This is a genomic window from Bradyrhizobium sp. Cp5.3, from assembly GCF_000426265.1.
Lineage (GTDB): Bacteria > Pseudomonadota > Alphaproteobacteria > Rhizobiales > Xanthobacteraceae > Bradyrhizobium > Bradyrhizobium neotropicale.
In genome coordinates this window covers 53128-78068 of the sequence record NZ_AUFA01000014.1, presented here as the reverse complement: position 1 = coordinate 78068, position 24941 = coordinate 53128, and the positions used below count along the sequence as shown (strand labels likewise).

The 24941-nt window shown below is 65.2% G+C and carries 23 protein-coding genes; 14 read left to right on the top strand and 9 right to left on the bottom strand.

Annotated features, from left to right (window positions below):
• Nucleotide 1: 1 nt before the first annotated feature.
• Nucleotides 2-1000 carry a cobaltochelatase subunit CobS gene (cobS, locus tag K289_RS0121525; protein WP_027553430.1) on the bottom strand — a complete coding sequence of 333 codons (999 nt, stop codon included), beginning with the start codon at nt 998-1000 and terminating at the stop codon, nt 2-4.
• Nucleotides 1001-1296: 296 nt separating this feature from the next.
• Between cobS and K289_RS0121520 the strand changes: the two genes are divergently transcribed.
• A complete protein-coding gene (locus K289_RS0121520; RefSeq protein WP_027553429.1) occupies nt 1297-1956 on the top strand; it encodes a DedA family protein in 660 nt (219 codons plus the stop codon).
• 169 nt (nt 1957-2125) lie between these two features.
• On the opposite strand, the gene K289_RS0121515 is transcribed toward K289_RS0121520, so the two are convergent.
• Nucleotides 2126-3355: a citrate synthase family protein gene (locus tag K289_RS0121515; RefSeq protein ID WP_027553428.1), complete on the bottom strand. Its 1230-nt coding sequence runs from the start codon at nt 3353-3355 to the stop codon at nt 2126-2128.
• Between the two features lie 75 nt (nt 3356-3430).
• On the opposite strand from K289_RS0121515, the gene K289_RS0121510 reads away from it, so the two are divergent.
• The gene (locus K289_RS0121510) at nt 3431-4534 is read left to right on the top strand and encodes a citrate synthase/methylcitrate synthase (RefSeq protein ID WP_027553427.1); all 1104 of its coding nucleotides are present in this window, start codon (nt 3431-3433) and stop codon (nt 4532-4534) included.
• A 207-nt stretch (nt 4535-4741) separates the two neighbouring features.
• On the opposite strand, the gene K289_RS0121505 is transcribed toward K289_RS0121510, so the two are convergent.
• Nucleotides 4742-5371, bottom strand: a complete 630-nt coding sequence (locus tag K289_RS0121505) for a J domain-containing protein (RefSeq protein ID WP_027553426.1) — start codon at nt 5369-5371, stop codon at nt 4742-4744.
• A gap of 159 nt (nt 5372-5530) precedes the next feature.
• Between K289_RS0121505 and K289_RS0121500 the strand changes: the two genes are divergently transcribed.
• The gene (locus K289_RS0121500) at nt 5531-5806 is read left to right on the top strand and encodes a BolA family transcriptional regulator (protein ID WP_051310719.1); all 276 of its coding nucleotides are present in this window, start codon (nt 5531-5533) and stop codon (nt 5804-5806) included.
• Nucleotides 5807-5996: 190 nt separating this feature from the next.
• On the opposite strand, the gene K289_RS0121495 is transcribed toward K289_RS0121500, so the two are convergent.
• From K289_RS0121495 to K289_RS0121485, 3 genes are all read right to left on the bottom strand, one after another.
• Nucleotides 5997-7304: an HlyC/CorC family transporter gene (locus K289_RS0121495; protein ID WP_027553424.1), complete on the bottom strand. Its 1308-nt coding sequence runs from the start codon at nt 7302-7304 to the stop codon at nt 5997-5999.
• A gap of 92 nt (nt 7305-7396) precedes the next feature.
• A complete protein-coding gene (gene aroB, locus K289_RS0121490; RefSeq protein ID WP_027553423.1) occupies nt 7397-8545 on the bottom strand; it encodes a 3-dehydroquinate synthase in 1149 nt (382 codons plus the stop codon).
• Nucleotides 8542-9168: a shikimate kinase gene (locus K289_RS0121485; RefSeq protein ID WP_027553422.1), complete on the bottom strand. Its 627-nt coding sequence runs from the start codon at nt 9166-9168 to the stop codon at nt 8542-8544. The genes aroB and K289_RS0121485 overlap by 4 nt, the downstream gene beginning before the upstream one ends.
• 158 nt (nt 9169-9326) lie before the next feature.
• Between K289_RS0121485 and K289_RS44835 the strand changes: the two genes are divergently transcribed.
• From K289_RS44835 to K289_RS0121465, 4 genes are all read left to right on the top strand, one after another.
• On the top strand, nt 9327-9473 hold the full coding sequence (locus tag K289_RS44835) for a hypothetical protein (protein WP_035685402.1): 147 nt from the start codon (nt 9327-9329) through the stop codon (nt 9471-9473).
• A gap of 17 nt (nt 9474-9490) precedes the next feature.
• Nucleotides 9491-10465 (top strand): site-specific tyrosine recombinase XerD, encoded by a 975-nt coding sequence (xerD, locus tag K289_RS0121475; protein ID WP_027553421.1) that lies wholly within the window; start codon nt 9491-9493, stop codon nt 10463-10465.
• Nucleotides 10466-10778: 313 nt separating this feature from the next.
• Nucleotides 10779-11741, top strand: a complete 963-nt coding sequence (locus tag K289_RS0121470; protein ID WP_027553420.1) for an acetyl-CoA carboxylase carboxyltransferase subunit alpha — start codon at nt 10779-10781, stop codon at nt 11739-11741.
• Between the two features lie 447 nt (nt 11742-12188).
• Nucleotides 12189-13739 (top strand): murein L,D-transpeptidase family protein, encoded by a 1551-nt coding sequence (locus tag K289_RS0121465; RefSeq protein WP_245283971.1) that lies wholly within the window; start codon nt 12189-12191, stop codon nt 13737-13739.
• Between the two features lie 161 nt (nt 13740-13900).
• Here the strand turns inward: K289_RS0121465 and secA are convergent, their stop codons facing one another.
• Nucleotides 13901-16750, bottom strand: a complete 2850-nt coding sequence (secA, locus tag K289_RS0121460) for a preprotein translocase subunit SecA (RefSeq protein WP_027553418.1) — start codon at nt 16748-16750, stop codon at nt 13901-13903.
• A 354-nt stretch (nt 16751-17104) separates the two neighbouring features.
• Here secA and K289_RS0121455 point away from each other — a divergent pair, with 354 nt between their 5' ends.
• Both K289_RS0121455 and argJ read left to right on the top strand, forming a co-directional pair.
• A complete protein-coding gene (locus tag K289_RS0121455; protein WP_027553417.1) occupies nt 17105-18031 on the top strand; it encodes a peptidylprolyl isomerase in 927 nt (308 codons plus the stop codon).
• Nucleotides 18032-18160: 129 nt separating this feature from the next.
• Nucleotides 18161-19402, top strand: a complete 1242-nt coding sequence (gene argJ / locus K289_RS0121450) for a bifunctional glutamate N-acetyltransferase/amino-acid acetyltransferase ArgJ (protein ID WP_027553416.1) — start codon at nt 18161-18163, stop codon at nt 19400-19402.
• 45 nt (nt 19403-19447) lie between these two features.
• On the opposite strand, the gene K289_RS0121445 is transcribed toward argJ, so the two are convergent.
• Complete coding sequence (locus tag K289_RS0121445; RefSeq protein WP_027553415.1) at nt 19448-20815, bottom strand: TadE/TadG family type IV pilus assembly protein; 1368 nt, start codon at nt 20813-20815, stop codon at nt 19448-19450.
• Between the two features lie 149 nt (nt 20816-20964).
• Between K289_RS0121445 and mutT the strand changes: the two genes are divergently transcribed.
• Nucleotides 20965-21375: an 8-oxo-dGTP diphosphatase MutT gene (mutT, locus tag K289_RS0121440; protein ID WP_027553414.1), complete on the top strand. Its 411-nt coding sequence runs from the start codon at nt 20965-20967 to the stop codon at nt 21373-21375.
• Nucleotides 21376-21498: 123 nt separating this feature from the next.
• On the opposite strand, the gene K289_RS0121435 is transcribed toward mutT, so the two are convergent.
• Complete coding sequence (locus tag K289_RS0121435) at nt 21499-22347, bottom strand: methyltransferase domain-containing protein (RefSeq protein ID WP_027553413.1); 849 nt, start codon at nt 22345-22347, stop codon at nt 21499-21501.
• Nucleotides 22348-22411: 64 nt separating this feature from the next.
• Here K289_RS0121435 and K289_RS0121430 point away from each other — a divergent pair, with 64 nt between their 5' ends.
• From K289_RS0121430 to K289_RS0121415, 4 genes are read left to right on the top strand one after another with little or no spacing between them, the layout of a single operon-like run.
• A complete protein-coding gene (locus K289_RS0121430) occupies nt 22412-23221 on the top strand; it encodes a ComF family protein (RefSeq protein ID WP_027553412.1) in 810 nt (269 codons plus the stop codon).
• Nucleotides 23222-23256: 35 nt separating this feature from the next.
• Nucleotides 23257-23532, top strand: coding sequence for a glutaredoxin 3 (grxC, locus tag K289_RS0121425; RefSeq protein WP_027553411.1), 276 nt, complete (start codon nt 23257-23259; stop codon nt 23530-23532).
• Nucleotides 23529-24425 (top strand): carbon-nitrogen hydrolase family protein, encoded by an 897-nt coding sequence (locus K289_RS0121420; RefSeq protein ID WP_051310717.1) that lies wholly within the window; start codon nt 23529-23531, stop codon nt 24423-24425. Before grxC ends, K289_RS0121420 begins: the two co-directional genes overlap by 4 nt.
• Entirely contained in the window at nt 24422-24916 is a 495-nt protein-coding gene (locus tag K289_RS0121415) for a DUF1178 family protein (protein ID WP_027553409.1), read from the top strand. Before K289_RS0121420 ends, K289_RS0121415 begins: the two co-directional genes overlap by 4 nt.
• Nucleotides 24917-24941 lie beyond the last annotated feature (25 nt).

Below are 24941 nucleotides of genomic sequence, written 5' to 3'. Positions count from 1 at the left end.
ATCAGCTGAGCGCCACGTTCACCGCCGATTCCGGCAGCTCCGCGTTGAAGCAGCGCTGATAGAACTCGGCGACCAGCGGACGCTCGAGCTCGTCGCACTTGTTGAGGAAGGTGACGCGGAACGCGAAGCCGATATCGCCGAAGATGTCGGAGTTTTCCGCCCAGGTGATCACCGTGCGCGGGCTCATCACCGTCGACAGATCGCCGTTGGCAAACGCGTTGCGGGTGAGATCGGCAAGGCGGACCATCTTGTTGACGATGTCGCGGCCCTCCTGGGTGCGATAGTGCTTCGCCTTGGCGAGCACGATCTCCACTTCCTCGTCATGGCTGAGATAGTTCAGCGTGGTGACGATCGACCAGCGGTCCATCTGGCCCTGGTTGATCTGCTGGGTGCCGTGATAGAGACCCGAGGTATCGCCGAGGCCGACGGTGTTGGCGGTGGAGAAAAGCCGGAACGCCGGGTGCGGCTTGATCACCTTGTTCTGGTCCAGCAGCGTCAGGCGGCCGGAGACCTCCAGCACGCGCTGGATCACGAACATCACGTCCGGGCGGCCGGCGTCGTATTCGTCGAACACCAGCGCCACGTTGTTCTGCAGCGCCCAGGGCAAAATGCCGTCGCGGAATTCGGTGACCTGCTTGCCGTCCTTGACCACGATCGAGTCCTTGCCGACGAGGTCGATACGGCTGATGTGGCTGTCGAGGTTGACGCGCACGCAGGGCCAGTTCAGCCGCGCGGCAACCTGCTCGATGTGGGTGGATTTGCCGGTGCCGTGATAGCCGGTCACCATCACGCGGCGGTTCTTGGCGAAGCCGGCGAGAATGGCGAGCGTGGTGGCGCGGTCGAAGCGGTAGTCGGCGTCAACTTCCGGGACATGAGGATCGACTTCGGAATAGGCCGGCACTTCGAGATCGCTGTCGATCCCGAACACCTGGCGGACCGACACCTTCATGTCGGGCAGACCGGAAACTTCCTCAACTTTGGACAGGGCGGCGGTCGTCATCAATCCTCCGAGGCCCCGGGCGGTCCCGAGACCAGTTATTTGCACGTTGGCTGCGGCTGGGTGCGGTTGCGAACCTATCAGAGACAACGAGCCGGCAGAAGCCCGCGCGCAAATCAAAGTTCCATTGTCTTTTCATTTAGATAGGCAAGGAACGCGATTTTTGGAAGGCTGCCCTGCGAATCATGCTCGAATTTCGCCCGAATAAGTTGGTCCCCCTGCGCGAATGGCACTTTTCGCAGCTCTCCCCACTTATGTAGGGTCTGAACCCGAATGCCCGTGGCCAACACAGAGACGACGTGACGTCCATCCTTGATCCCTTCATTTCGTTCGTTTCGGCCCATGCGTGGCTGGCCTATCTGACCCTGTTCCTGGCAGCGCTTCTCGAAGCCGTTCCGGTGGTGGGCTCGGTGGTCCCCGGCTCGACCATCATCCTGGCGCTGAGCGCCCTGGTTCCGGGCGGGGAGCTCAGGCTGCCCTGGGTGCTGCTGGCGGCCGCCTTTGGTGCGGTCCTTGGAGACGGCTCGGCCTTCTGGATCGGCCACCGGCGGCAGCGCGAAATCCTCAACACCTGGCCCCTGACCAACTATCCGCGCGTGGTCGAGGAGAGCGAGACCTTCTTCCACCGCTTCGGTACCTGGGCGGTGTTCTTCGCGCGCTTTGTCCCTCCAATTCGGGCTTTCGTGCCGGTCACGGCCGGCGCACTCGGCATGGCGCCGGCGCGCTTCTATGCGGTCAACATCCCGGCGATCCTGGTCTGGGCACCGGCCCACGTGCTGCCCGGCGTGCTCGCGGTCTCCGCGCTGCACGAATATGCCGGCCTGCCGCATCATGAGCACGTTGGCAAACATATCTGGATGTTCACCGTCGTCGGCGTCGCGATCGTCATGGGGCTCGCGATCTGGACCATCCGCCGCCGGCACGGCAGCGGAGTGGCTGCGGCCAAGCCGCGGGGTTAGTTCTATTGTATCGCCAAGCACTCCTCCCCTCATCCTGAAGGAGCCCGCATCAGGCGGCCGTCTCGAAGGATGGCCGCGGGCGAGAGGCGGGCCTTATGGTTCGCCCGGCGATGCAAAGCATCGTCCGGAGACGCGCGTTCCGCGCTCCTCACCATGAGGGTCTTGAGGATTAGCTCCTGGAATCCGCAGCCCCCGTCCTCCGCCCGGGCGCAGGCCCGACATAGCGCGCCCGCGGGCGGATCAGCTTTCCGAACTGCAACTGCTCGCTTGCGTGCGCGATCCAGCCGACGCTGCGCGCCATCGCGAACAGCGCAAGCTCGCTGCCGGCCGGCAGGCGCAAAGCGTGCACGAGCACCGCGAGGACATAGTCGATATTGACGAACTCGCCGGTCGCTTCCGCGATCCGCTCCGGCACCTCGCGGGTGAATTTGCGCGGCGCACCGGCGCGCGCCAGTGCATTGAGCAGCGACTGGGCACGCGGATCGCCGCGCTTGTAGACGCCGTGGCCGAAGCCGGCAAAACGCTCACCGAGCGCGACGCGCTCGCGCACCATCGGCTCGACGTCGCGGTCCACCAGCGTCTTGACGAGCTGCGAGGCCAGCACGCCGGCGCCGCCGTGCTTGGGTCCCTTCAGCGCGGCAAGGCCGGCGATGACGGAGTCATAGAGATTGAGTCCGGTCGAGGCCGCACAGCGCGCGGTGAAGGTCGATGCATTCAGCTCGTGCTCGGCCAGCAGCACCAGCGTCCGGCGAATGAGGTCCCCCGCATGCTTGTTGTCCGGCGCCCAGGCTCTTGCGATCTGCTGGTGCAGCGGCTCGGCCGAAGGCTCGGCATTGAGCATGGTGGCAACCAAGAGCCGGACGATGCGCGCACCGACCATAGCGCGGCCGTCGGGCGCGCGGGTGAAGGCGCGCGGATCGGCGCTGGTCGCCAGCGCCAGCACCGCGATCGCGCGGTCGATCGGTGCGGCGCGGCGCGCGGCCTGCGCAATGACGCGCATCTCGTCCGAGATCGCGGGACAATTCTCGGGCGAAAACGGATCGACGCCGGAGACATCCCAGAGCAGCGTTGCGGTGTGCTCCAGCGTGTCGTTCTCGGCAAGGTCGACGCAGTTCACGCCGCGATAGATCGCGCCGTCCTCGGTGATGGTCGAGATCTCCGTGTCCATGACCGGCAGGTCGGCGTCGAAGCTGCGCAGGCCCCGCGGCTCCGGCGAGGGGACACGGCGCTCCTTGAGGGCGCGGACGTCCTCGGCGCGATAGCGGTTCCTGCGCGAATCCGGGGTCGGCTCGGAGCGGATCAGGCCGCGGCTGACATAGGCGTAGAGCGTGGCCGGCGAAATCGCGAGTTCGGCCGCGGCTTCCCGGGCGGAGAGGTACAGCTCCGGAGAATTTTTCATATTGATTTATGTAATCAAGATTGATCAATCTGTCGAGAGGGCCGACTTTTCCTGGTGTGAAAGGAGATTTGGGCCATGAACATCCACCTCACCAAAAGCCAGATCGGACTGGACGGCGTTCCCGCCGCTGAAACCGTGTTGAGTCATGTCGACGGCGAGCGCGGCGAGCTGATCATCGCCGGCGAGCATGTCGGCCGACTGGCCGCCGAATCGAGCTTCGAGGGCGTCACCGCCCGGCTCTGGAACGGCGCGGGCAAGAGCATGCTGAGCGAGGCAAATGTGCGGGCGAGCCTAGGGCTGGCACGCGAGCGCGCCTTCGCACGATTGCCGGACCTTTTGCCGGCGACCCGCGGCATGGGCATCGTCGACGGGTTCCGTGCGGCAGTCGCAGGTCTGCGTGCGGAAAACGGGCTGGAGCACGAGGCGACCATCGTCGGCGCGTTTCCGGTGATTGCCGGCGCACTGGTGAGACGCGTCAAGGGGCTCGATCCGGTCGCGCCGGATGCGAACGCGAGCCATGCCGCCGACACGCTTCGCATGTTGCGCGGCACTGCGCCGGAGCCGCGCGAGGTCGCGGCGCTGGATGCCTATCTCGTCACCGTCTGCGATCACGGCATGAACGCATCGACCTTCACCACGCGCGTGGTGGCCTCGACGCAGGCCGATCTGTTCGCCGCCGTCACCGCCGGATATTGCGCGTTGACCGGCCCCTTGCATGGCGGCGCGCCGGAGCCGGTGCTGGAGATGCTCGATGCGATCGGCTCGCGTGAGCGGATCAAGCCGTGGGTCGATGCGGCACTGGCGCGCGGCGAGCGGCTGATGGGGTTCGGCCATCGCGTCTATCGCGTCCGCGATCCGCGCGCCGACGTGCTCAAGGCCGCGATCGAGCGGCTTTCCGCCGACGGCGCCGACCTGCCCTTCGCCGGCGAGGTCGAGGCCTATATCCGCTCCGCCTTGCGCAAGAAGAATCCGGACCGGCCGCTGGAAACGAATGTCGAGTTCTTCACCGCGATCCTGCTCGATGCGCTCGCCATCCCGCGCCAGGCCTTCACGCCGATCTTCGCGGTCGCGCGCGCCGCGGGGTGGACCGCGCACGCGCTCGAGCATCGCCGCACAGGACGGCTGATCCGGCCGAGCTCGTCGTATGTCGGGGCGATGCCGAAGGCTTCCGGCGAGTAGCTGAAGCACAATGGCGGAGCCACAAACTCCGCCGTCGTCCCGGCGAAGGCCGGGACCCATACCGCTTGATCTATCGGTGAACGCAGCCGTGAGTACCGCGGGAAGGACCAGTAACTACTAGTCTTCGCCAAACTTCTCCCTGTGGTTATGGGTCCCGGCCTTCGCCGGGACGACGCCAGAGAGTGCGGCGACGACTGCGTAGGAGGCTCAGGCCTCCTTCACCACCGTCTTCAGATAATTATACGCCTTGATGATCTCGATCAGGCGATCCTCGGTCGAGCGGTCGCCGCCGTTGGCGTCGGGGTGGTGCTGCTTCACCAGCGCCTTGTACTTGGTCTTGACGTCAGCGAGCGTGGCGTCGGGGCCGAGGCCCATCACCTGGAGCGCCTTGCGCTCGGCGTTCATCACCTTGCGCGTCTCGGCCTTGGGCTGGGCCTCCGGTCCGCGGCGCCAGTTGGCGCGGCCATTGATCTCGCTGAACATGCTGAACGGATCGAAGGCGCCGTCGATCTCGGCTTCCGATCCCTTCTTGCCGCCATTGGCGCCCATCTTCCAGGTCGGACGGTGGCCGGTCAGTGCGTCCTTCTGGTAACGCGCGACCGCGTCAGCATTCATGCCGGAGAAGAAATTGTAGGACTGGTTGTACTCGCGCACGTGGTCGAGGCAGAAGTGCCAATACTCACGCGCGTTCTCGCGCCCCTTGGGCGCACGGTGCGCCCCATTGTTCTGGCAATCCGGCCATTCGCACTTGACCACCGTCTCGCGCGGCTTTGCCTCCTGCTTGCCTCGCGGCTTGACGCGGATGGAGTCGAAGAACTTTGATGAATCGATCGGCATGGCTGACTTTGACTACGCAATGCGAAAACCTTCAAGTCTTGACATTGCAATTAGGACAAAACCGGTCGCCAAAGCTTTGCTTCGGCGTTTTCAGAACGGCCGCCAAGCGCGGCCCATCGGGGCATTGACGGAGTGCGATCGCCCTCTTTAATGACTCACATGGCTATCAGAGACACTATCAGCAACAAGTTGCAGGAAGCTTTCACGCCGGAAAGCCTGCAGGTCGTCGACGAGTCACATTTGCATGAAGGACACGCCGGCCATCGGCCGAGCGGCGAGACGCACTTCCGCGTTTATATCGTGTCGCCAGCCTTCAAAGGGAAGAGCCGCGTCGAGCGCCATCGCATGATTAATTCGGCGCTGGCCGCGGAACTTTCCGGCGGCGTGCATGCATTGGCGATCCACGCGCAGGCGCCGGGCGAGGGCGGGACCTAGCTCGCCAATTCGAGCATCAAATCATACTATTTCCCCTCATCCCCGCGCAATGGCGAAGCCATTGTCGCTGGAGGAGCGCGCCCTTGCGCGCGTCTCGAAGGATGAAGCCCCCGCCGCTGCATCCCGGCCTTCATGGTTCGAGACGGCGCTTACGCGCCTCCTCACCATGAGGGTTGAGAGCTCAAATCAGTCAGAACGACGTCCCTGCCCGCCTCGGCTTGGATTCCTCGACCTCGGCTTCGCGCGGCACCGGTGAAATACGGAGTGCGGTGATGCGGTTGCGCTCGCGGCGGAGCACGCGGAAGCGGAAGCCGTGGAAGGTGAAGCTCTGGCCGCGGTCGGGGATCGAGCGCGCCTCGTGAATGACGAGGCCGGCCACCGTCGTTGCCTCTTCATCGGGCAGGTGCCAATCCATGGCGCGATTGAGATCGCGGATCGGCACCGAGCCGTCGACCACGACCGAGCCGTCCGGCTGGGCGCGCACACCGGCGACCACGACGTCATGCTCGTCGGAGATGTCGCCGACGATCTCTTCCAGAATGTCTTCCAGCGTCACAAGACCTTCAACTTCGCCGTACTCGTCGACAACGAGCGCGAAATGGGTCTTGCGACGGCGGAACGCCTTGAGCTGCTCGGAGACGGGACGCATCTCCGGCACGAACCAGGGCGGCAGCGCGATGGTGGAGACGTCGATGCGCGAGGTATCGCCGTCCGAAGCCCTGATCGCGCGCAAGAGATCCTTGGCGTGGAGCACGCCGATGATGTTCTCCGGCTTGTCGCGCCAGAGCGGAATGCGGGTGTATTCGGTCGCCAGCACCTCGCGCACCAGCTCCTCCGCCGGCAGGTCGGCATTGATCATCATCATCTCGGTGCGATGGATCATGACGTCGGAGACCTGGAGCTCGCGCAGGTCCAGGAGGCCGCCGAGCATGTCACGGTCGTGCTTCTCGACCTTGCCTTCATGATGCAAGAGGTCGACCGCACCGCGCAGGCGTTCGGTCGGCGACAGGATCGCCTGGTGCTCGCCGATGGCGACGCCGAACAGCCGCATCAGCATCCGCACGATGGCCTCGACCACCGAGAGCACCGGCCCGAGGATGAACACGGTGAGCCGCATCGGGCGTGCCACCGCCAGCGCAAGCCGGTCGGGCGCGTTGATGGCGATGGTCTTGGGCAGCACTTCGGCGAAGATCACGACCAGCGCCGTCATCACGCCGGTCGCATAGAGCACGCCAACCTCGCCGAACCAGGTGGTGAAGATGCCGGTCGCAATTGCGGAAGCGCCGATATTGGCGATGTTGTTGCCGAGCAGGAGCGCGCCGATCAGCCGCTCACGGTTCTCGATCAGCTTTGAGACGATTTCGGCGTCGTGATTGCCCTGCTTGGTCAGCCGCAACATGCTGGCGCGCGAGGCGCCGGTCAGCGCAGTCTCGCTCGCGGCGAAGAACGCCGAGATCAAGAGGCAGAACACGACGATGGAGAGTCCGAGCCAGTCCATGCACCACTCTAGCTTCTTGTTTTGACGCGTTTGCTTTACGCGAACCGGTACCCACTTCGCTCGAAAACGCTTTGGCGCCGTTCAGCCGCGCCTCATGCCTTGTGCGCGAGCTGCTCTTTGAGGAAATCGCGCACAAGCGACGGCTCGACGTCCTTCGCGATGACCGCGCGGCCGATTGCCTCGAGCAGGATGAAGGTGAGCTTGCCGCGCTTGACCTTCTTGTCCTGCGCCATCAGCGCCATCAGCGCGTCGGCATCGGCAAGCCCTTCCTGCGAAAAGCCCGCGATGTCCTGCAGCCGCGTCGGCAGCCCCGCGTCAATGAGGTGGAGTTCGACGCGCGCGGCATCGGCCGCGCCGATCATGCCGAGCCGCGCCGAAAACTCCGCCGCCAGCACCGTGCCGATCGAAACGCCCTCGCCGTGGAACAGACGGTCGGAGAACCCGGTCGCGGCTTCCAGCGCGTGGCCAAAGGTGTGGCCGAGATTGAGCAGCGCGCGCTCGCCGGTCTCGCGCTCGTCGCGCGAGACGACGCCCGCCTTGGCGCGGCACGAGGTCGCGATCGCATGCTCGCGGGCCGAGCCGCCCTTGAAGATGTCGGCGTGGTTCTTCTCCAGCCACGTGAAGAAGGCTTCGTCGCCGAGCACGCCGTATTTGGCGACCTCGGCATAGCCGGCGCGGAATTGCCGCGGCGACAGCGTGTCGAGCACGGCGGTGTCGGCGATGACCAGCACCGGCTGGTGGAAGGCGCCGAGCAGATTCTTGCCCTGCGGTGAGTTGATGCCGGTCTTGCCGCCGACGGAGGAATCGACCTGCGCCAGCAGCGAGGTCGGCACCTGCACGAAATCGACGCCGCGGCGCAGGATCGCGGCCGCAAAGCCGGCGAGATCGCCGACCACGCCGCCGCCGAGCGCAATGACGAGATCATTGCGCTCGATTTTCGCCGCGATCAGGGCTTCGCTGACCTTCTCGAGCCCGGCATAGGTTTTCGAGATCTCGCCTTCCTCGACGACGATGCGTGATGTCGGGATGCCGGCCGCGGCCAGCGAGGCCTCAGTGGGCTCTAACCAGTATTTCGCGACGGTGCGATCGGTCACGATCGCGGTGCGCACGCCGGGGCGCAAGGCCGCGACGCGCTCGCCGAGCGAGGCAAGCACATCACGGCCGATGATGATGTCGTAGGCGCGATCGCCGAGCGCGACGTCGACCTTCACCGGATCGGTCTGTTTCAACGGCGCAGTCATCGTGCGGCACTCGCGACATCAGGAGAGACTTGAGGATCGGCCCCGTTGCCGCAGAGATGCGCGTGCAGCGTCTCGATCGTCTCCTCGACGATCTTGTCGTGCGGCACGTCGCGCGAGGCAATGGTGAGGTCGGCGTTGCGGTAGACCGGCTCGCGCTCGGTGAGCAGCCGCGTGACGGTTCCCTCGGGATCGGCGGTCTGCAACAGCGGGCGGTCGGCGCGGCGGCGCACGCGGCGCATGATGACGTCATGGTCCGCCTTGAGCCAGATCGAGACCGCTTTCGCCGCGATCCGCCCGCGCGTCTCCTCCCGCATGAAGGCCCCGCCACCGGTGGCCAGCACCAGGGGACCGCCGTCGAGCAGCCGCGCGATCACGCGGGCCTCGCCGTCGCGGAAATGCGGCTCGCCATGGCGCTCGAAGATCTCCGGTATGGGCATGCCGGCCGCCGCCTCGATCTCGGTGTCGGCGTCGACGAAGGGCAGCCGCAGCCGCGCCGCGAGGCGCCGGCCGATGGTGGATTTGCCCACCCCCATCATGCCGACCAGCACGAGCGAGCGCGCACCCAGCGCCGACAGGATGTCGGCCTCAGGCGAACCAAGTGCTGGCAACACGGCGTCGGACATGTTCCTCGCTCAAATCTGCCGCCTCATGCGACATCCGGCCACCTATACTACCCCCCAAGCGGCCCTCGCCAGAGGACTCTTGCTATGAAACGGCGAACATGTTGGATGATTTCATTGGTTAATTTGGCCGTTCGAGCCCCTCGTCGAGACCTTGCCCGATGCCCAGCCTGTTCCGGTTCCTGACGGTCGTCGCCGTGATCGCCGGCATCGTCTATGGCGTGGTCTTCGCGCTGGCGAACTTCGTCACCCCGAAGTCGCGGGAAATGACGGTGACGATCCCGCCTGACAAATTTCTCAAGAAATAGGAGCTAACCTCCGGGGCATGCGCGCCAACAAGCCCTCAGATACCAAGCTCATCGGCCTGTTCCTCGACATGCTCGCGGCGGAACAAGGCGCCGGCCCCAATACGCTCGATGCCTACCGCCGCGACCTCACCGATTTCTCGGAGTTTCTGGCCCGCGTCGGCCATACTTTTGTGGATGCCGAGACACAAACACTGCGCGATTATCTCGCCGATCTCGACACCCGCGGCTTCAAATCCTCCAGCGTCGCCCGGCGGCTGTCGGCGATGCGGCATCTCTATCGCTTCCTCCTGAACGAGCGCATTCGCGACGAGGATCCCGCGGCGATCCTGTCCGGCCCGAAGCGCGGCCGCGGCCTGCCAAAGGTGCTGTCGATATCGGATGTCGACCGCATGCTCCGCCGCGCCAAGGAGATGAGCGAGGCGGCTGAGGTCTCAGCCTCGCAGCGGCTGCGCAGCTTGCGACTCTATTGCCTGCTCGAGGTGCTCTACGCCACCGGCCTGCGCGTCTCCGAATTGGTGGCGCTGCCGCGCACGGCGGCCAAGCGCGACGCGCGCATGATCGTGGTGCGCGGCAAGGGCAACAAGGAACGCCTGGTGCCGCTCAACGAGGCCTCGCGTCAGGCGATGGCCGATTATCTCGCTGCCACTGAAGCGGCCAAGGAAAACAATAAAGCCGAGAAGACGAAGAACAGCCTCGCGGCTTCGAAATGGCTGTTCCCCTCCTTCGGCGAGAGCGGGCATCTGACGCGGCAGCATTTTGCCCGCGACTTGAAAGAGCTCGCGGTGGCCTCCGGCCTGCAGGCCCGGCTGGTCTCGCCCCACGTGCTGCGCCACGCCTTTGCCAGCCACTTACTTCACAACGGCGCCGACTTGCGCATCGTGCAGACCCTGCTCGGTCACACCGACATCTCCACCACCCAGATCTACACCCATGTGGTCGAGGAACGCCTGAAGAGCCTGGTGCGCGACCTGCACCCGCTGGCGGAGACGTAGGTCTCGTGCCCCGAACGAGGTGCGCTCCCTCCCCCGCTTGCGGGAGGGCTGGGGAGAGGGTGCCCCCGCAATGGGACGGTCCCTAAGCGGAGAGAGAGCCATCACCCGGCGCTTTCGCGCCGACCTCTCCCGCAAGCGGGAGAGGTGACGATCCGCCTTGACTTCGGCCACATCTCCGCAGAAAGAGCCGTGGCCTCACGCGTGATTTGGCGGGCTCCCGGGAGCGCACAAGCCAACTCATTGAAGAAACTCAACTTCTTACCGCAAGCCAAATCCGCTTCGCCGCTTCGCCCCGTCCTCCTATATTGAGTTGATGCCAGACCAGATGCGCAGCTATCTCGACTTCGAAAAGCCCGTCGCCGAGCTCGACTCCAAGGTCGACGAATTGCGCACGCTTGCGGCCTCCGGCACCGATATCGCCGAGGAGATCGGGCGGATCGAGGACAAGGCGGCGCAGGCGCTGGCCGACCTCTATACGAACCTGACGCCGTGGCAGAAGACGCTGGTCGCGCGCCATCCGCAACGGCCGCATTTCTCCGACTTCATCAAAGGCCTGATCACCGAGTTCACCCCGCTCGCCGGCGACCGCAAGTTCGGCGAGGACGAGGCGCTGGTCGCGGGCTTCGGCCGCTTCCGTGGCGAGCCGATCTGCGTGATGGGCCAGGAGAAGGGTGATTCCACCGACAGCCGCATCAAGCACAATTTCGGCATGGCGCGGCCGGAAGGGTATCGCAAGGCGGTGCGGCTGATGGAAATGGCCGAGCGTTTCGGCCTGCCCGTGCTGTCGCTCGCCGATTCCGCCGGCGCCTATCCCGGCATCGGCGCCGAAGAGCGCGGACAGGCCGAGGCGATCGCGCGCTCGACCGACGCCTGCCTCGCGCTGGGCGTGCCGAACGTCGCGATCATCACCGGCGAAGGCATGTCGGGCGGCGCGATCGCGATCACCACCGCCAACAAGGTCCTGATGCTGGAGCACGCCATCTACAGCGTGATCTCGCCGGAGGCCGCCTCCTCCATCCTCTGGCGCGACGGCACCAAGGCGCAGGAAGCCGCCAACAACATGAAGATCACCGCCCAGGACATGCTCCGCTTCGGCGTGATCGACCAGATCCTGAAGGAGCCGGTCGGCGGCGCCCACCGCGACCCCGCCGCCATGATCGCCACCACGGGCGAGGCCATCGCCAAGGCTTTCGACGAGCTGCGCAATCTGGATGGCGACGGTATCCGCAAGCAGCGGCGGCAGAAATTCCTCGATATCGGCCGGAAACTGAGCTGATTCGCCGATTTTAAGGTGCCGTAGGGTGGGCAAAGCGAAGCGTGCCCACCGCTCCCCGCCACCGGGTGGCTGCATGGTGGGCACCGCGCTTCGCGCCTTTGCCCACCCTACAGCGCCTTCGGTAAGGCTCCGTTAACCCTTTTTTTGCCCAAATCAGCGATCTCAGTGACGTTTTGGCCGAACGGCCAAAGTTCCGTCCCAAGTCATGTCTCAAGTACCGTCCAAGTTTAGTCTCTGTTGACCATGCCTATGGGCCAACGGGCTCGTGATCCCCGCTCGGGTTGCGACGCTCGGGTCCGGAGGTTAGAATTTTAATCAATGGCTTCAGGGCATAAGCGCTGGGGCTTGGTCTGAAAAAAACCGCCACAAGCGGGTCCGGATATCCGGTCAGACCAGGTTCCAAAGTTGGGGTTCGCGCTCCTTGCCCGGCACGGTGTGGGGTCCATCTTGATATCCAGTTCGCTTGCTCGCGCGCTCTTGGCGTCGGTTGCGCTCTCGGCCAGCGTGTTGCTGGCCGGCTGCGATACCGATCAGGTTTCGCTCGCGACCAATGCCAAGGCCAACCAGCCGGTCCCGCCAAAGCTCGTCGCCGCGATGGCCGAGAAGGACATGGATCTGCAATCGCCGATTCTGGTCCGTCTGTTCAAGCAGGAGGCCGAGCTCGAGGTCTGGAAGCAGACCCGAAACGGCCAGTTCGCGCTGCTCAAGACCTATCCGATCTGCCGCTGGTCCGGCGATCTCGGACCGAAGGTGCGCGAAGGCGACCGCCAGGCGCCCGAGGGGTTCTATTCGATCAACCCCAGCCAGATGAATCCGCAATCGGCCTACTACCTCTCCTTCAACACCGGCTATCCGAACGCGTTCGACAAGGCGCTTGGCCGCACCGGCTCGCAGCTCATGGTGCATGGCGACTGCTCCTCGCGCGGCTGCTACGCGATGACCGACGAGCAGATCGCGGAGATCTATTCGCTCGGGCGCGAATCCTTCTTCGGCGGCCAGAAGGCGTTCCAGCTTCAGGCCTATCCGTTCAAGATGACGCCGGTGAACATGGCCAAGCACCGGACCAATCCGAACATGGCCTTCTGGAAGATGATCAAGGAAGGCTATGATCATTTCGAGGTGACGCGGCAGGAGCCGAAGGTCGATTTCTGCGAGAAGAAGTACGTCTTCGACGCCGCCAAGACGCCGGATGCCAAGCGTGATCCGGTGTTCGATGCCTCGGCGAAGTGCCCAGCCTATGTGATCCCCGAGGACATCGCGAGCGCGGTGCGCGAGAAGGAAGAGCGCGACCAGGCCGAGTACAACAAGCTCGTCTCCAAGGGCACGCCGGTGGCGCGCATGAACACCGGCATCGACGGCGGCATGAACAAGATCTTCGCTTCCAAGATTCCGGAAGGCTCGACCGGCCTGTCGGAGGGCGCCGAAGGCTCGACCCTGCAGATGCTGGCGATGTCGAAGGCGCCGGGCACGATCCCCGGCACCGTCAATCCGCCGAAGCCGAATTTCGAGCCGACCGCGGCCCAAGAGCCGGTCGTCGCAGTCGCCGCGACCACCCGCGTCGCCGCAGCCACTCCGGCCGCAGCCGCGCCCGCTGCCGCCGCGCCTGCCGAGAAATCCTCAGGCGGCGGCTTCTTCTCCGGCATCGCCCGCAAGATGGGCATGGGCACGGCTGACACCACCGCCACCACATCGCCGCCGCAAGCCACCGCGTCCGCCGCTCCGGCCACCACCTCCACAACCCCGGCCACGGCGACGTCGAGGCTGAAGGCCGCGGTGACGCGCTTCGTGCCGGGCCACGACAAGGACAAGCCGGTCGCAGCCGCCAAGCCCGCCGAACCGGCGAAGCCCGCCGAAACGAAGGTCGCCGCGACCCGGCCGGCGCTCAAGCCGTCAGTGTCGAATGCTTCGGCCGATGCCGGCAGCAGCGGCCAGATGTCGGGAGCAGCGCCGGTGGTGTCGTCGAATTCGTTCGACAGCCGGTTTGGGGCGGTGAAGTAGGCGCGGTAGCCTCCGCGCTTTCCACTCTCTAAAGAACGTGAACTGTCATCGCCCGCGAAAAGCGGGCGATCCAGCATTGCAAAGACAGTTTTGCTTGAATCGATAAGCCGCGGCGTACTGGGTCGCCCGGTCAAGCCGGGCGACGACAGCGAGGCTAGTTACTAACCATACCGCCCGTGGCAGTGCTTGAACTTCTTGCCGCTCCCACACGGGCAGTCCTCGTTGCGGCCGATCTTGCCCCAGCTGGCCGGGTTCTTCGGGTCGCGCTGGGCGGCGGAGACGGTGTTCGCCTGCGGGGCCAGGGTGACGTTGGCGAAGGCCATTTCGTCTTCGCCGGTGTCGGGATTGAGCTTGTGCGCTTCCATCGCGGGCAGCATGGGGGCTTCCTGCTCCGGCGGGATGATCTCGACGCGCATGAGCTGGGCGGTGACGGCCTCGCGCAAATGCGCGCTCATCTCCTGGAAGAGGTTGAAGGCCTCGGTCTTGTACTCCTGCAGCGGATCGCGCTGGCCGTAGCCGCGCAGGCCGATGACCTGGCGCAGATGGTCGAGCATGATCAGATGCTCGCGCCAGAGATGGTCGAGCGTCTGCAGGAGGATGGTCTTCTCGACGTAACGCATCACGTCGGGACCCCACTGCGCGACCTTGGCGGCCATGTGCTCGTCGGCGCGGTTTTCGATGCGCGTGAGCAGCTCCTCGTCGGCGATGCCCTCTTCCTTGGCCCAGTCGTCGACCGGCAGGTCGAGATCGAGCACGCGCTTGAGCTCCTCCTTCAGGCCCGCGACGTCCCACTGCTCGGCATAGGCATGCTCGGGCACGTGCTTGGCGACGAGGTCGTCGATGAAGGCGTGGCGCATGTCGGCCACCGTCTCGGCGACGCTCTCGTCCTTCATCAGCTCGACGCGCTGGTCGAAGATCACCTTGCGCTGGTCGTTCTGGACGTTGTCGAACTTGAGCAGGTTCTTGCGGATGTCGAAGTTGCGGGCCTCGACCTTCTGCTGCGCCTTCTCCAGCGCCTTGTTGATCCAGGGATGGATGATGGCCTCGCCCTCTTTCAGGCCGAGACGCTGCAGCATGCTGTCGAGGCGATCCGAGCCGAAGATGCGCATCAGATCGTCTTCCAGCGACAGGAAGAACTTCGAGCGGCCGGGGTCGCCCTGACGGCCGGAACGGCCGCGGAGCTGGTTGTCGATGCGGCGGGATTCATGCCGCTCGGAGCCGATGATGTAGAGGCCGCCCGGCTTGGTCACGGTCTTGGCGGGCTTGGACCCCTTCGCCGGCTCGATCTCGATGGTCTCCTCGGCCTTCAGCACGATGTCGCGGAAGTGCTCGATGTCGGCCTTGATCTGCTCGATCTTCCTGGCCTTCTCGGCCTCGTCCTCGATGCCTGCGGTCTCCTGCTGGACGCGCATCTCGAGCGAGCCGCCGAGCTTGATGTCGGTGCCGCGGCCGGCCATGTTGGTCGCGATCGTGATCGCGCCCGGAACGCCGGCTTCGGCGACGATATAGGCTTCCTGCTCGTGGAAGCGCGCGTTCAGCACCGCGAACAGCTTTGCCGGCTTGCCCGAGCGCGCCGCTGCATAGAGCTTGTCGAGCGCGTGCTCCTTGCCGAAGTCGATCTGCTTGTAGCCGTTCTTCTTCAGGAATTCGGCCAGCACTTCCGACTTCTCGATCGACGCCGTGCCGACCAGCACCGGCTGCAGCCGCGCATTGGCGCGCTCGATCTCGGCGAGGATGGCGCCGTATTTCTCCTGCTGGGTGCGGTAGACCTCGTCGTCCTCGTCGAGGCGCGCCACCGGCAGGTTGGTCGGGATCTCCACGACCTCGAGCTTGTAGATGTCGAACAGTTCGTCGGCTTCGGTCGCCGCCGTGCCGGTCATGCCCGCCAGCTTCTCGTACATGCGGAAGTAGTTCTGGAAGGTGATCGAGGCGAGCGTCTGGTTCTCGGGCTGAACCGCGACGTGCTCCTTGGCTTCGAGTGCCTGGTGCAGGCCTTCCGAATAGCGGCGGCCCGGCATCATGCGGCCGGTGAACTCGTCGATGATCACGACCTCGCCGTCGCGGACGATGTAGTCCTTGTCGCGGGTGAACAGGGTGTGGGCGCGCAGCGCCTGGTTGACGTGGTGCACGACGGAGACGTTCTCGACGTCGTAGAGCGACTCGCCCTTGAGCTGGCCGGCGTCGCGCAGCAGCGTCTCCAGCCTCTCCATGCCGCCTTCGGTCAGCGTCACCGTGCGCTGCTTCTCGTCGACCTCGAAGTCGGTCACCTTCGCGAGCTGCGGCATGAAGGTGTCGATGGTGTTGTAGAAGTCGGAGCGGTCGTCGAGCGGGCCGGAGATGATCAGCGGCGTGCGCGCCTCGTCGATCAGGATGGAGTCGACTTCGTCGACGATGGCGAAGAAGTGCGGCCGCTGGACCATGTCCTCGAGCCGGTACTTCATGTTGTCGCGTAAGTAGTCGAAGCCGTATTCGTTGTTGGTGCCGTAGGTGATGTCGCAGGCATAGGCCGCCTTGCGCTCGGCATCGTCGAGGCCGTGGACGATCACGCCGGTGGTGAGGCCGAGGAAGCCGTAGATCTGGCCCATCCAGCCGGAGTCGCGGCGGGCGAGGTAGTCGTTGACGGTGACGACGTGGACGCCCTTGCCGGCGAGCGCGTTGAGGTAGACCGCGAGCGTTGCCACCAGCGTCTTGCCTTCACCGGTCTTCATCTCGGCGATGTCGCCCTCGTGCAGTACCATGCCGCCGATGAGCTGGACGTCGAAATGGCGCTGGCCGAGCGTGCGCTTGGCCGCCTCGCGCACCGTGGCGAAGGCCGGCACCAGCAGGTCGTCGAGCGTCTTGCCCTCGGCGAGCTGCTGCTTGAATTCGGCGGTGCGCGCCTTCAGCGCCTCGTCGGAGAGCTTGGATACTTCAGGTTCCAGCGCGTTGATGGCGTTGACGCGGGACTGGTATCCCTTCACCCGCCGGTCGTTGGCGGAGCCGAAAAACTTGCGGGCGAGCGCGCCGATCATGCCTAGTTCCTGTGTTCGCGATTTAACCGCGTTGCAGCCAAGAGGTTGTCACCCACTTGCCTATCAACTCACCGTGACGCCTCGTGGTGCCGGTGCCCGGCCTTTCGGGGGCATCCGCCATATGGGTGGGAATTGAGCAAGCCTGGGTTCAACGGCCAAAAACGCAGCAAAATAAACGCCATCGCCATGGACGCGACCGCGCAGAGATATGGCCGGGTCAGGGCCTTGTCAACGGCGGGCGGGTTTCCGCTAATTCATCATTTTGACAGACTTTTCGCGTTGCCAAGCCCCCCTGATTGGGCGAGTGTCCGCCCCGCTTAAGCAGCCCCTGCTTCAACATAATAAGGATTTTCCATGACCACCTCGTTCCCGGTAACCACCGGCCAGCGTTTCCGCCATGCGTCTGCCCTGGCTAGCGGCCTGGCTCTGGCGTTGACCCTGGCGTTCGCGGGCCCGCTGCGGGCCGCCGACGATCCGGTCCTGGCGAAGGTCAACGGCGTGGAAATCAAGAAGAGCGATGTCGCCATGGCCGAGGAGGAGCTCGGGCCGAGCCTCGCACAGATGGACCCCGCGACCAAGGACGAGAACGTGCTCGCGTTCCTGATCGACATGAAGATCGTCGCCAAGGCCGCCGAGGACAAGAAGATCGCCGACAGCGACGAGTTCAAGAAGCGGATGGCGTTCGCCCGCAATCGCCTCCTGATGGACAGCCTGCTCGCCCAGGAAGGCAAGGCCGCGACCACGCCCGACGCCATGAAGAAGGTCTATGAGGAGGCCTCCAAGCAGATCACCGGCGAGCAGGAGGTGCGCGCCCGCCACATCCTGGTCGAGACCGAGGACGAGGCCAAGGCGGTGAAGGCCGAGCTCGACAAGGGCGCCGATTTCGCCGAGCTCGCCAAGAAGAAGTCCAAGGATCCGGGCTCCGCCGACGGCGGCGATCTCGGCTTCTTCACCAAGGAGCAGATGGTGCCGGAATTCTCCGCGGTCGCCTTCGCGCTCGAGCCGGGCAAGATCTCCGACCCCGTGAAGTCGCAGTTCGGCTGGCACATCATCAAGGTCGAGGAGAAGCGCAACCGCAAGGCGCCGGACTTCGATCAGGTCAAGGCCCAGATCGAGAACTACGTCACCCGCAAGGCCCAGGCCGATTACGTCTCCAAGCTCCGCGCTGAAGCCAAGGTCGAGCGGCTGGACCAGCCGGCGGCGGACGCGTCCAAGGACGCCAAGCCGGCCGATGCGGCCAAGCCCTCCGACAGCAAGATGGCGCCACCGGCGAAGAAGTAAGAATTCGCTGTCACTTCGCTGACGCCAATAGTATCTAAGCATCGCAATGGCCGGGCTAAAGTGCGAAGCACGTCTTCGCACTGGATGTCCCGGCCATCTGCATATCCAGATACACCAAGGCGCCCCGCGATGTCCTCCTCCGTCTCCCCGCTCGCCCCGAAGCACGTTCCTGACATGCCCGTGATTGCGGGCATCCGTCTCGCGACGGCCGAGGCCGGCATCCGCTACAAGAACCGCACCGACGTGCTGCTCGCACTGATGGACAAGGGCACGGCGGTCGCCGGCGTCTTCACCAAGTCGAAGTGCCCCTCCGCACCGGTGGAATGGTGCCGCGCCAAGCTCAAGGGCGGCAAGGCGCGTGCGCTGGTGGTCAATTCCGGCAACGCCAATGCCTTCACCGGCAAGACCGGCCGGGCATCCACCGCGCTCACCGCCAAGATCGCGGCCAAGGCGGTCGGCTGCAGCGAGAGCGAGATCTTCCTGGCCTCGACCGGCGTGATCGGCGAGCCGCTGGACGCGACCAAGTTCGACGGCGTGCTCGGACGCCTCGCCGAGGCTGCCGAACCTGCCGATTGGCTCGGCGCGGCCAAGGCGATCATGACCACCGACACCTTCCCGAAGGTCGCGACCGCGACGGTGAAGCTCGGCAAGGCCAAGGTCACCATCAACGGCATGGCCAAGGGCGCCGGCATGATCGCGCCTGATATGGCGACGATGCTGTCCTTCATCTTCACCGACGCGCCGATCGCGCCGGCGGCGCTGCAGGCCCTGCTCAAGAGCGGGGTCGAGGACACGTTCAACGCCGTGACCATCGACGGCGACACCTCGACCTCGGACACGCTGCTGGCGTTCGCCACGGGCGCTGCGGCCGCGCACGGCGCGCCCAAGATCAGCCGCGCCAGCGACCCGCGGCTGAAGGCCTTCGTCAAGGCCTTCAACGGCGTGCTCGCCAATCTCGCCGAACAGGTCGCCCGCGACGGCGAGGGCGCGCGCAAGCTGGTCGAGATCACCGTGGAGGGTGCCAAGACCAAGGCCTCGGCACGCAAGATCGCGATGTCGATCGCCAACTCGCCGCTGGTCAAGACTGCGATTGCCGGCGAGGACGCCAATTGGGGCCGCGTGGTGATGGCGGTCGGCAAGGCCGGCGAGCCCGCCGATCGGGACAAGCTCTCGATCTCCTTCAACGGCATCCGCGTCGCCAAGAGCGGCGCGCGCGATCCCGACTACGACGAGGCGCAGGTGTCCGAGGCGATGAAGGCCCCGGAAATCGCGATCAAGGTCTCCCTCGGCCTCGGCAAGGGCCGCGACCGCGTCATGACCTGCGACCTCACCAAGGAATATGTCGCGATCAACGGAGACTATCGGTCGTAGGGCTCACTGCTCCCTCTCCCTGCTTGCGGGGAGAGGGGATCCAAGTCACCCCGCAATGCGTGCGTCGGCGACGGCCTTCCTGAACAGCGCGTTCATCGCATCCGAAATGCCCTGCGTGGGGCTGACCTCGAAATAGAGTCCGGGCGAAGCGCAGCTCTGCATGTTCTTGGCGATCTCGCTGTTCGGCGAGGGCCCGAACGGCCCCTTGTTGAAGGGATCGATCCAATCCATGTACCACTGGTTGTCTTTTAGTTGCAGATAGGTCGTGTAGAGCACGGCGATCTTGACGTTGTTCCTCTTCAGCGCGTCGCAAAGCGTCGCATCGAGCGGCGACTGGCAGCGTGGCGAAATGTTGCCCCAGTGGCTATTGTACATCGTCTTGGAGCAAGACGTATTGCTCTCGTCGGCGACGCCATCCGAGACAAAGAAGAGATACTTCAGCGGTGCTGACGAGGTACCGGTTCCCGATGCGGGAATCAAACTGGTGATCGCCGGAAATATCTTGCTGAACTGCGTGTCTTTGTCGGCCGTATAAGCGTCGTTGTTGCCGTAGACGCCCATCAGGTCGATGGCGCCGGCCGCCGTCTTGGCACTCGACAGGCTCGCCGACAACGAGAACAGCGCGCGCAGGCCGATCGTCTTCGACGCGGCGCCGAAATCGTAGATCGCCATGCGGAACTGGTTGGGGTAGGTCTCGGTGTTTGTGGCGGTGTCCATCAGCGACTGGGTCGCGGTGCGCAGCACATCGATTCGCGTGGTCACGCCGATGTTCTTCGCCAGATTATAGGTGCTGTTCGAGTCGTTGTAATCGTGGCAGGCGAACGCGCAATTCTGCTTGCTGGACGGGAATGAGGCTGTCGCGTTGACCAGCTTGGTGACGTCGTCCGGCGTCGCCGCCACGCCCATCGACGGCGAATTGTCGAGCAGCAGGTAGAAATCGATATAGAGCGGCATGTTGGCCGTCGAGGTCGACGTGCCCGTGACATTCAGCGCACTCTTGCCGATCAGGCCGAGAAACATGGTGTTGATGTTGGCACTGAACGAGACCGTTGTGGTGATGGTCGAGCCGCTCTTGATCACGGTCGGGGTGACGTTGACGAGCGTATAGTCGGTCAGATTGGCGCGGTTGGCGTCGAAGATGTTCTGTGCATCGGTGACGCCGACGGGAATCGGTCCATCGGAGGTCATCGAACCCGCCGCAGCGAAGGCCGGCGAGGCCTTGGCGAGCGAGCCGACGCTGGCCGCGTCCGCCGCAGCCTGCAGCTTGGCGCGGATCTGCGTCGCGCGGGAATAGTCGATCGCGCAGCCGACCGCCGTGATCAGCGGGACGCAGGCAATTGCGAAGATCACGGCGATGTTGCCGCGCTGGTCGCAGGCAAAGCGACGAATGACGTTACGAAACGCGGCGCGCATGGGTCGGGTCCGGAATGGTTTTGCGTTTCCATTCTAGGAACTGCCGATTAAATATGACTTATAGAGACCGTAGAGCGGGAACCGAAATGGGTTAACAGCCCGTTACGTCGTCCCAGCACCCACGAACGTATCCTCCTGACAGAACAAGCATGGCCGATCTCAAACTGATACTGGTGGTGGCCTGCGCCCTGATCGACGCCGACAAGCGCGTCCTGATCGCGCAGCGCCCCGAAGGCAAGGCGCTCGCGGGCCTCTGGGAATTTCCCGGCGGCAAGCTCGAGCCCGGCGAGCGGCCGGAGCAGAGCCTGATCCGCGAGCTGCACGAAGAGCTCGGCATCACCGTCGCCGAACCGTGCCTCGCGCCGCTGACGTTTGCGAGCTACGCCTACGAGACCTTCCACCTGTTGATGCCGCTTTACATCTGCCGGCGCTGGGAAGGCCTCGTGACGGCGCGCGAAGGCCAGACCCTCGCCTGGGTCCGCGCCAACAAGCTGCGCGACTACCCGATGCCGCCGGCGGACATCCCGCTGATCCCGCATCTGATTGATTTGCTGATGTGAGGTTGAAGCCGTCGCCACGCTCTCCACGTCATGCCCGGGCTTGTCCCGGGCATCCACGATCTTCGTACCGCACTGAGAGACGTGGATGGCCGGGTCAAGCCCGGCCATGACGGAGGAGGCAACTCACGCCTTCCCCGCCTTCTTCACCGCCTCCGCCAGGCTCGCCTTCGCCGAGCCGGGCTTCAAGGGCTGTTGCTGGCTCGCATGCGGCGCCCAGCCGGAGAGCCAGATGATGTCGAACGTCGCGCGGACACGACCATCCGCATCGGCGAAGCGCTCGGCATAAATCTCGGCCATGCGCAGCAGCGTGGCGCGCCGCGCCGGCTTGCGCCGCCGCTCGATCAGCACGTTGGTTGCGCCCATGCGCCGCAGATCCTGCATCAGCGCAAACGCATTGGCATAGCGCACCACGACGCGATCGACATCGGTGACCGGCAGTGCAAATCCTGCCCGCTGCAGCAGCGCGCCGATGTCGCGCAAGTCGGCGAACGGCGCCACGCGCGGCGACACTCCGCCCTCGCATTCGGCTTCCGCCGCAGCAAAGGCCTGGCGCAGCTCGGTCAGCGAATCGCCGCCGATCATCGCTGCCAGCAGCAGGCCGTCCGGCTTCAGTGCACGCCGGATCTGCGCGAGCACACCCGGAAGGTCGTTGACGAATTGCATTGCCAGCGCGGAGACGACGAGATCGAGGCTTTCGGACGCGAAAGGCAGCTTCTCCGCCCCCGTCGCATCGAGAGCGACCCGTTCGAGGGAAGGCAGCCGCGTACGCGCTGCCATCAGACCTTCGCCCGGCGTCCAGAGATCGGCGGCCGCACCAAACTCGCGCATCACCGCGGCGAGCCGGTCGGACAGGTCCTCATCCACCCGATCGAGCAGGAAGCGCACCGGCCCCTGCGCCTGCGCGCGACGTTGGCGGGCATGCAGCAATGCTCGATCGAACAAGGCGGGTGGATTCTGCGGGTTCTGAACCATGCCGCTGGTTACGCCGATCTCGACGGTTCTGGCAATCCGGTGCGTGCGGCGCTAGCCTTCCCCCATGGAAGCCGAAAGCGCCCCCTCCCGTTCCATCGCCGCGCCGCTGCGGGCCGCATGGTCGGCTGGCCGCCACGCGCTGTCGCGTGCGGCGCGGCTCGCGCTCGACATTGCGCTGCCGACCCTGTGCGTGTCCTGCCGCGAGCCGGTCGATGGTGAGGGCGTGTGCGCGGCCTGTTGGGCAAAATTGTCGTTCATCGCCCCGCCCTATTGCCCGCGGCTCGGCATTCCCTTCGTCTACGATCCCGGCCCCGACATGCTGTCGATGGAGGCGATCGCGAGCCCGCCGGCCTATCAGCGGGCCCGCGCGGCCGTGCGCTATGACGACGTCGCCCGCACGCTGGTGCACGCGCTGAAGTACCAGGACCGTACCGATCTCGCCCCCGCCATGGGCCGCTGGATGGCACGCGCGGGCAGCGAACTGCTCACCGGCGCCGACATGCTGGTGCCCGTTCCCCTGCATTGGCGACGAGCCTGGCGCCGCCGCTACAATCAGTCCGGAGCGCTGGCGCGAATCATCGCGCGGCAGAGCAGCGTGAGGGTCAGGAGCGAGGTGCTGCGCCGGGTGCGCGCGACCGAGCAGCAGATCGGCCTGTCGCGGGCCCAGCGCGCGACAAATGTGCAGGGCGCATTCCAGGTATCTGCCGACCTCCAGGCCGCGGTCCAGGGCCGGCATATTGTCCTCATAGATGACGTCTTGACCTCCGGCGCGACCGCCGACGCCTGCGCGCGGGCCCTGCTCCGCGCCAAGGCCGCCCAGGTCGACCTACTGGTGTTCGCCCGGGTTGTCGAGAGCGGGCCCCGTCCCATATAATTCAATGAATTCATGACATGAAAGCGCCAGACGACATGACTGATGCTGTCGAGATCTACACGAGGCCGGGCTGCGGCTATTGCTCCGCGGCCAAATCGCTGCTGACCCGCAAGAAGGCGACCTTCACCGAGTTCGACATCGCCAGGGATGCGTCGTGGCGTCAGGAGATGTACGACCGCGCGGGCGACGGCGCGACCTTTCCGCAGATCTGGATCGGCGCAACCCATGTCGGCGGATGCGACGAGCTCTACGCGCTCGACCGCGAAGGCAAGCTCGACTCCATGCTCGAGAGCGTCAAGGCCGTCTCATGAGCCAGAATCAAGCTCAAGCTCAGGATCGAAGCTTCACCGCCGCCATGGTGCAGATGCGCACCGGTCTTCTGCCCGAGCAGAGCCTGACGCAGGCAACCAAGCTGATCCGGCAGGCGGCGGCGAACGGCGCCAACTACGTGCAGACGCCCGAAGTCAGCAACATGATGCAGCTGAACCGCAAGGCGCTGTTCGAGCACCTCCAGAGCGAAGAGGACGACATTTCGCTGAGGGCCTATCGCGCGCTCGCGGCGGAACTGAAGATCCACCTGCATGTCGGCTCGCTGGCACTGCGCTTCTCGCCGGAGAAGGCGGTCAATCGCTCGTTCCTGATCGGGCCCGAGGGCAACGTGATCGCGAGCTACGACAAGATCCATATGTTCGACATCGAGCTGCCGGACGGCGAGAGCTATCGCGAATCCGCCAACTATCAGCCGGGCGAGACCGCGGTGATCTCCGACCTGCCCTGGGGCCGGATCGGGCTGACGATCTGCTACGACGTGCGCTTCCCCGCGCTCTATCGCGCGCTCGCCGAGAGCGGCGCGTATTTCATCACCGTGCCCTCCGCCTTCACCCGCAAGACCGGCGAGGCGCACTGGCACATCCTGCTGCGCGCTCGCGCGATCGAGACAGGCTGTTTCATTTTTGCCGCGGCGCAGGCCGGCCTGCACGAGAACAAGCGCGAGACCTATGGCCATTCGCTGATCATCGATCCCTGGGGCGAAATCCTCGCCGAGGGCGATGTCGAGCCCGGCATCATCATGGCGAGGATCGATCCGGCCAAGGTCGAGACGGCACGCAGGGCGATTCCCTCGCTCCAGCACGGCCGCCGCTTCGGCGTCGCCGATCCCAAGGCGGGACCGGACCATCTGCATCTCGTGCGGGGATCGGCATGATCCGCTACGCGCTCCATTGCGACCGGCACCACGCATTCGAGAGCTGGTTCCAGAGCTCGTCGGCCTATGATTCGCAAATTCGGCGCAAGCTCGTGACCTGCCCGATCTGCGGCTCGGCCAAGGTGGAGAAGGCGATCATGGCGCCGCGCATCGTCGGCAAGAAGGGCCGCGGACGCGCGACGCCGCCGCCGGAGGCGGCCGCGACAACCGCGCCGACGACAACGCCTGAGGCGACGCAGTCCGGACCGACCTCGCTGATGATGGCGCAGGAGCGCGAGCTGCGCGCCAAGCTGAAGGAGCTGCGCGATCACATCGTGAAGAACGCCGACAATGTCGGCGAGCGCTTCGCGAACGAAGCCCGCGCGATGCATTACGGTGACAAGGAGCACCGCCCGATCTATGGCGAGGCCTCGCCCGAGGAGGCCAAGTCGCTGATCGACGAAGGCATCGAGGTGTCTCAGTTGCCGACGCTGCCGGAAGACAGGAATTGACGGTCGTGTTCGTCGGCATGGCCGG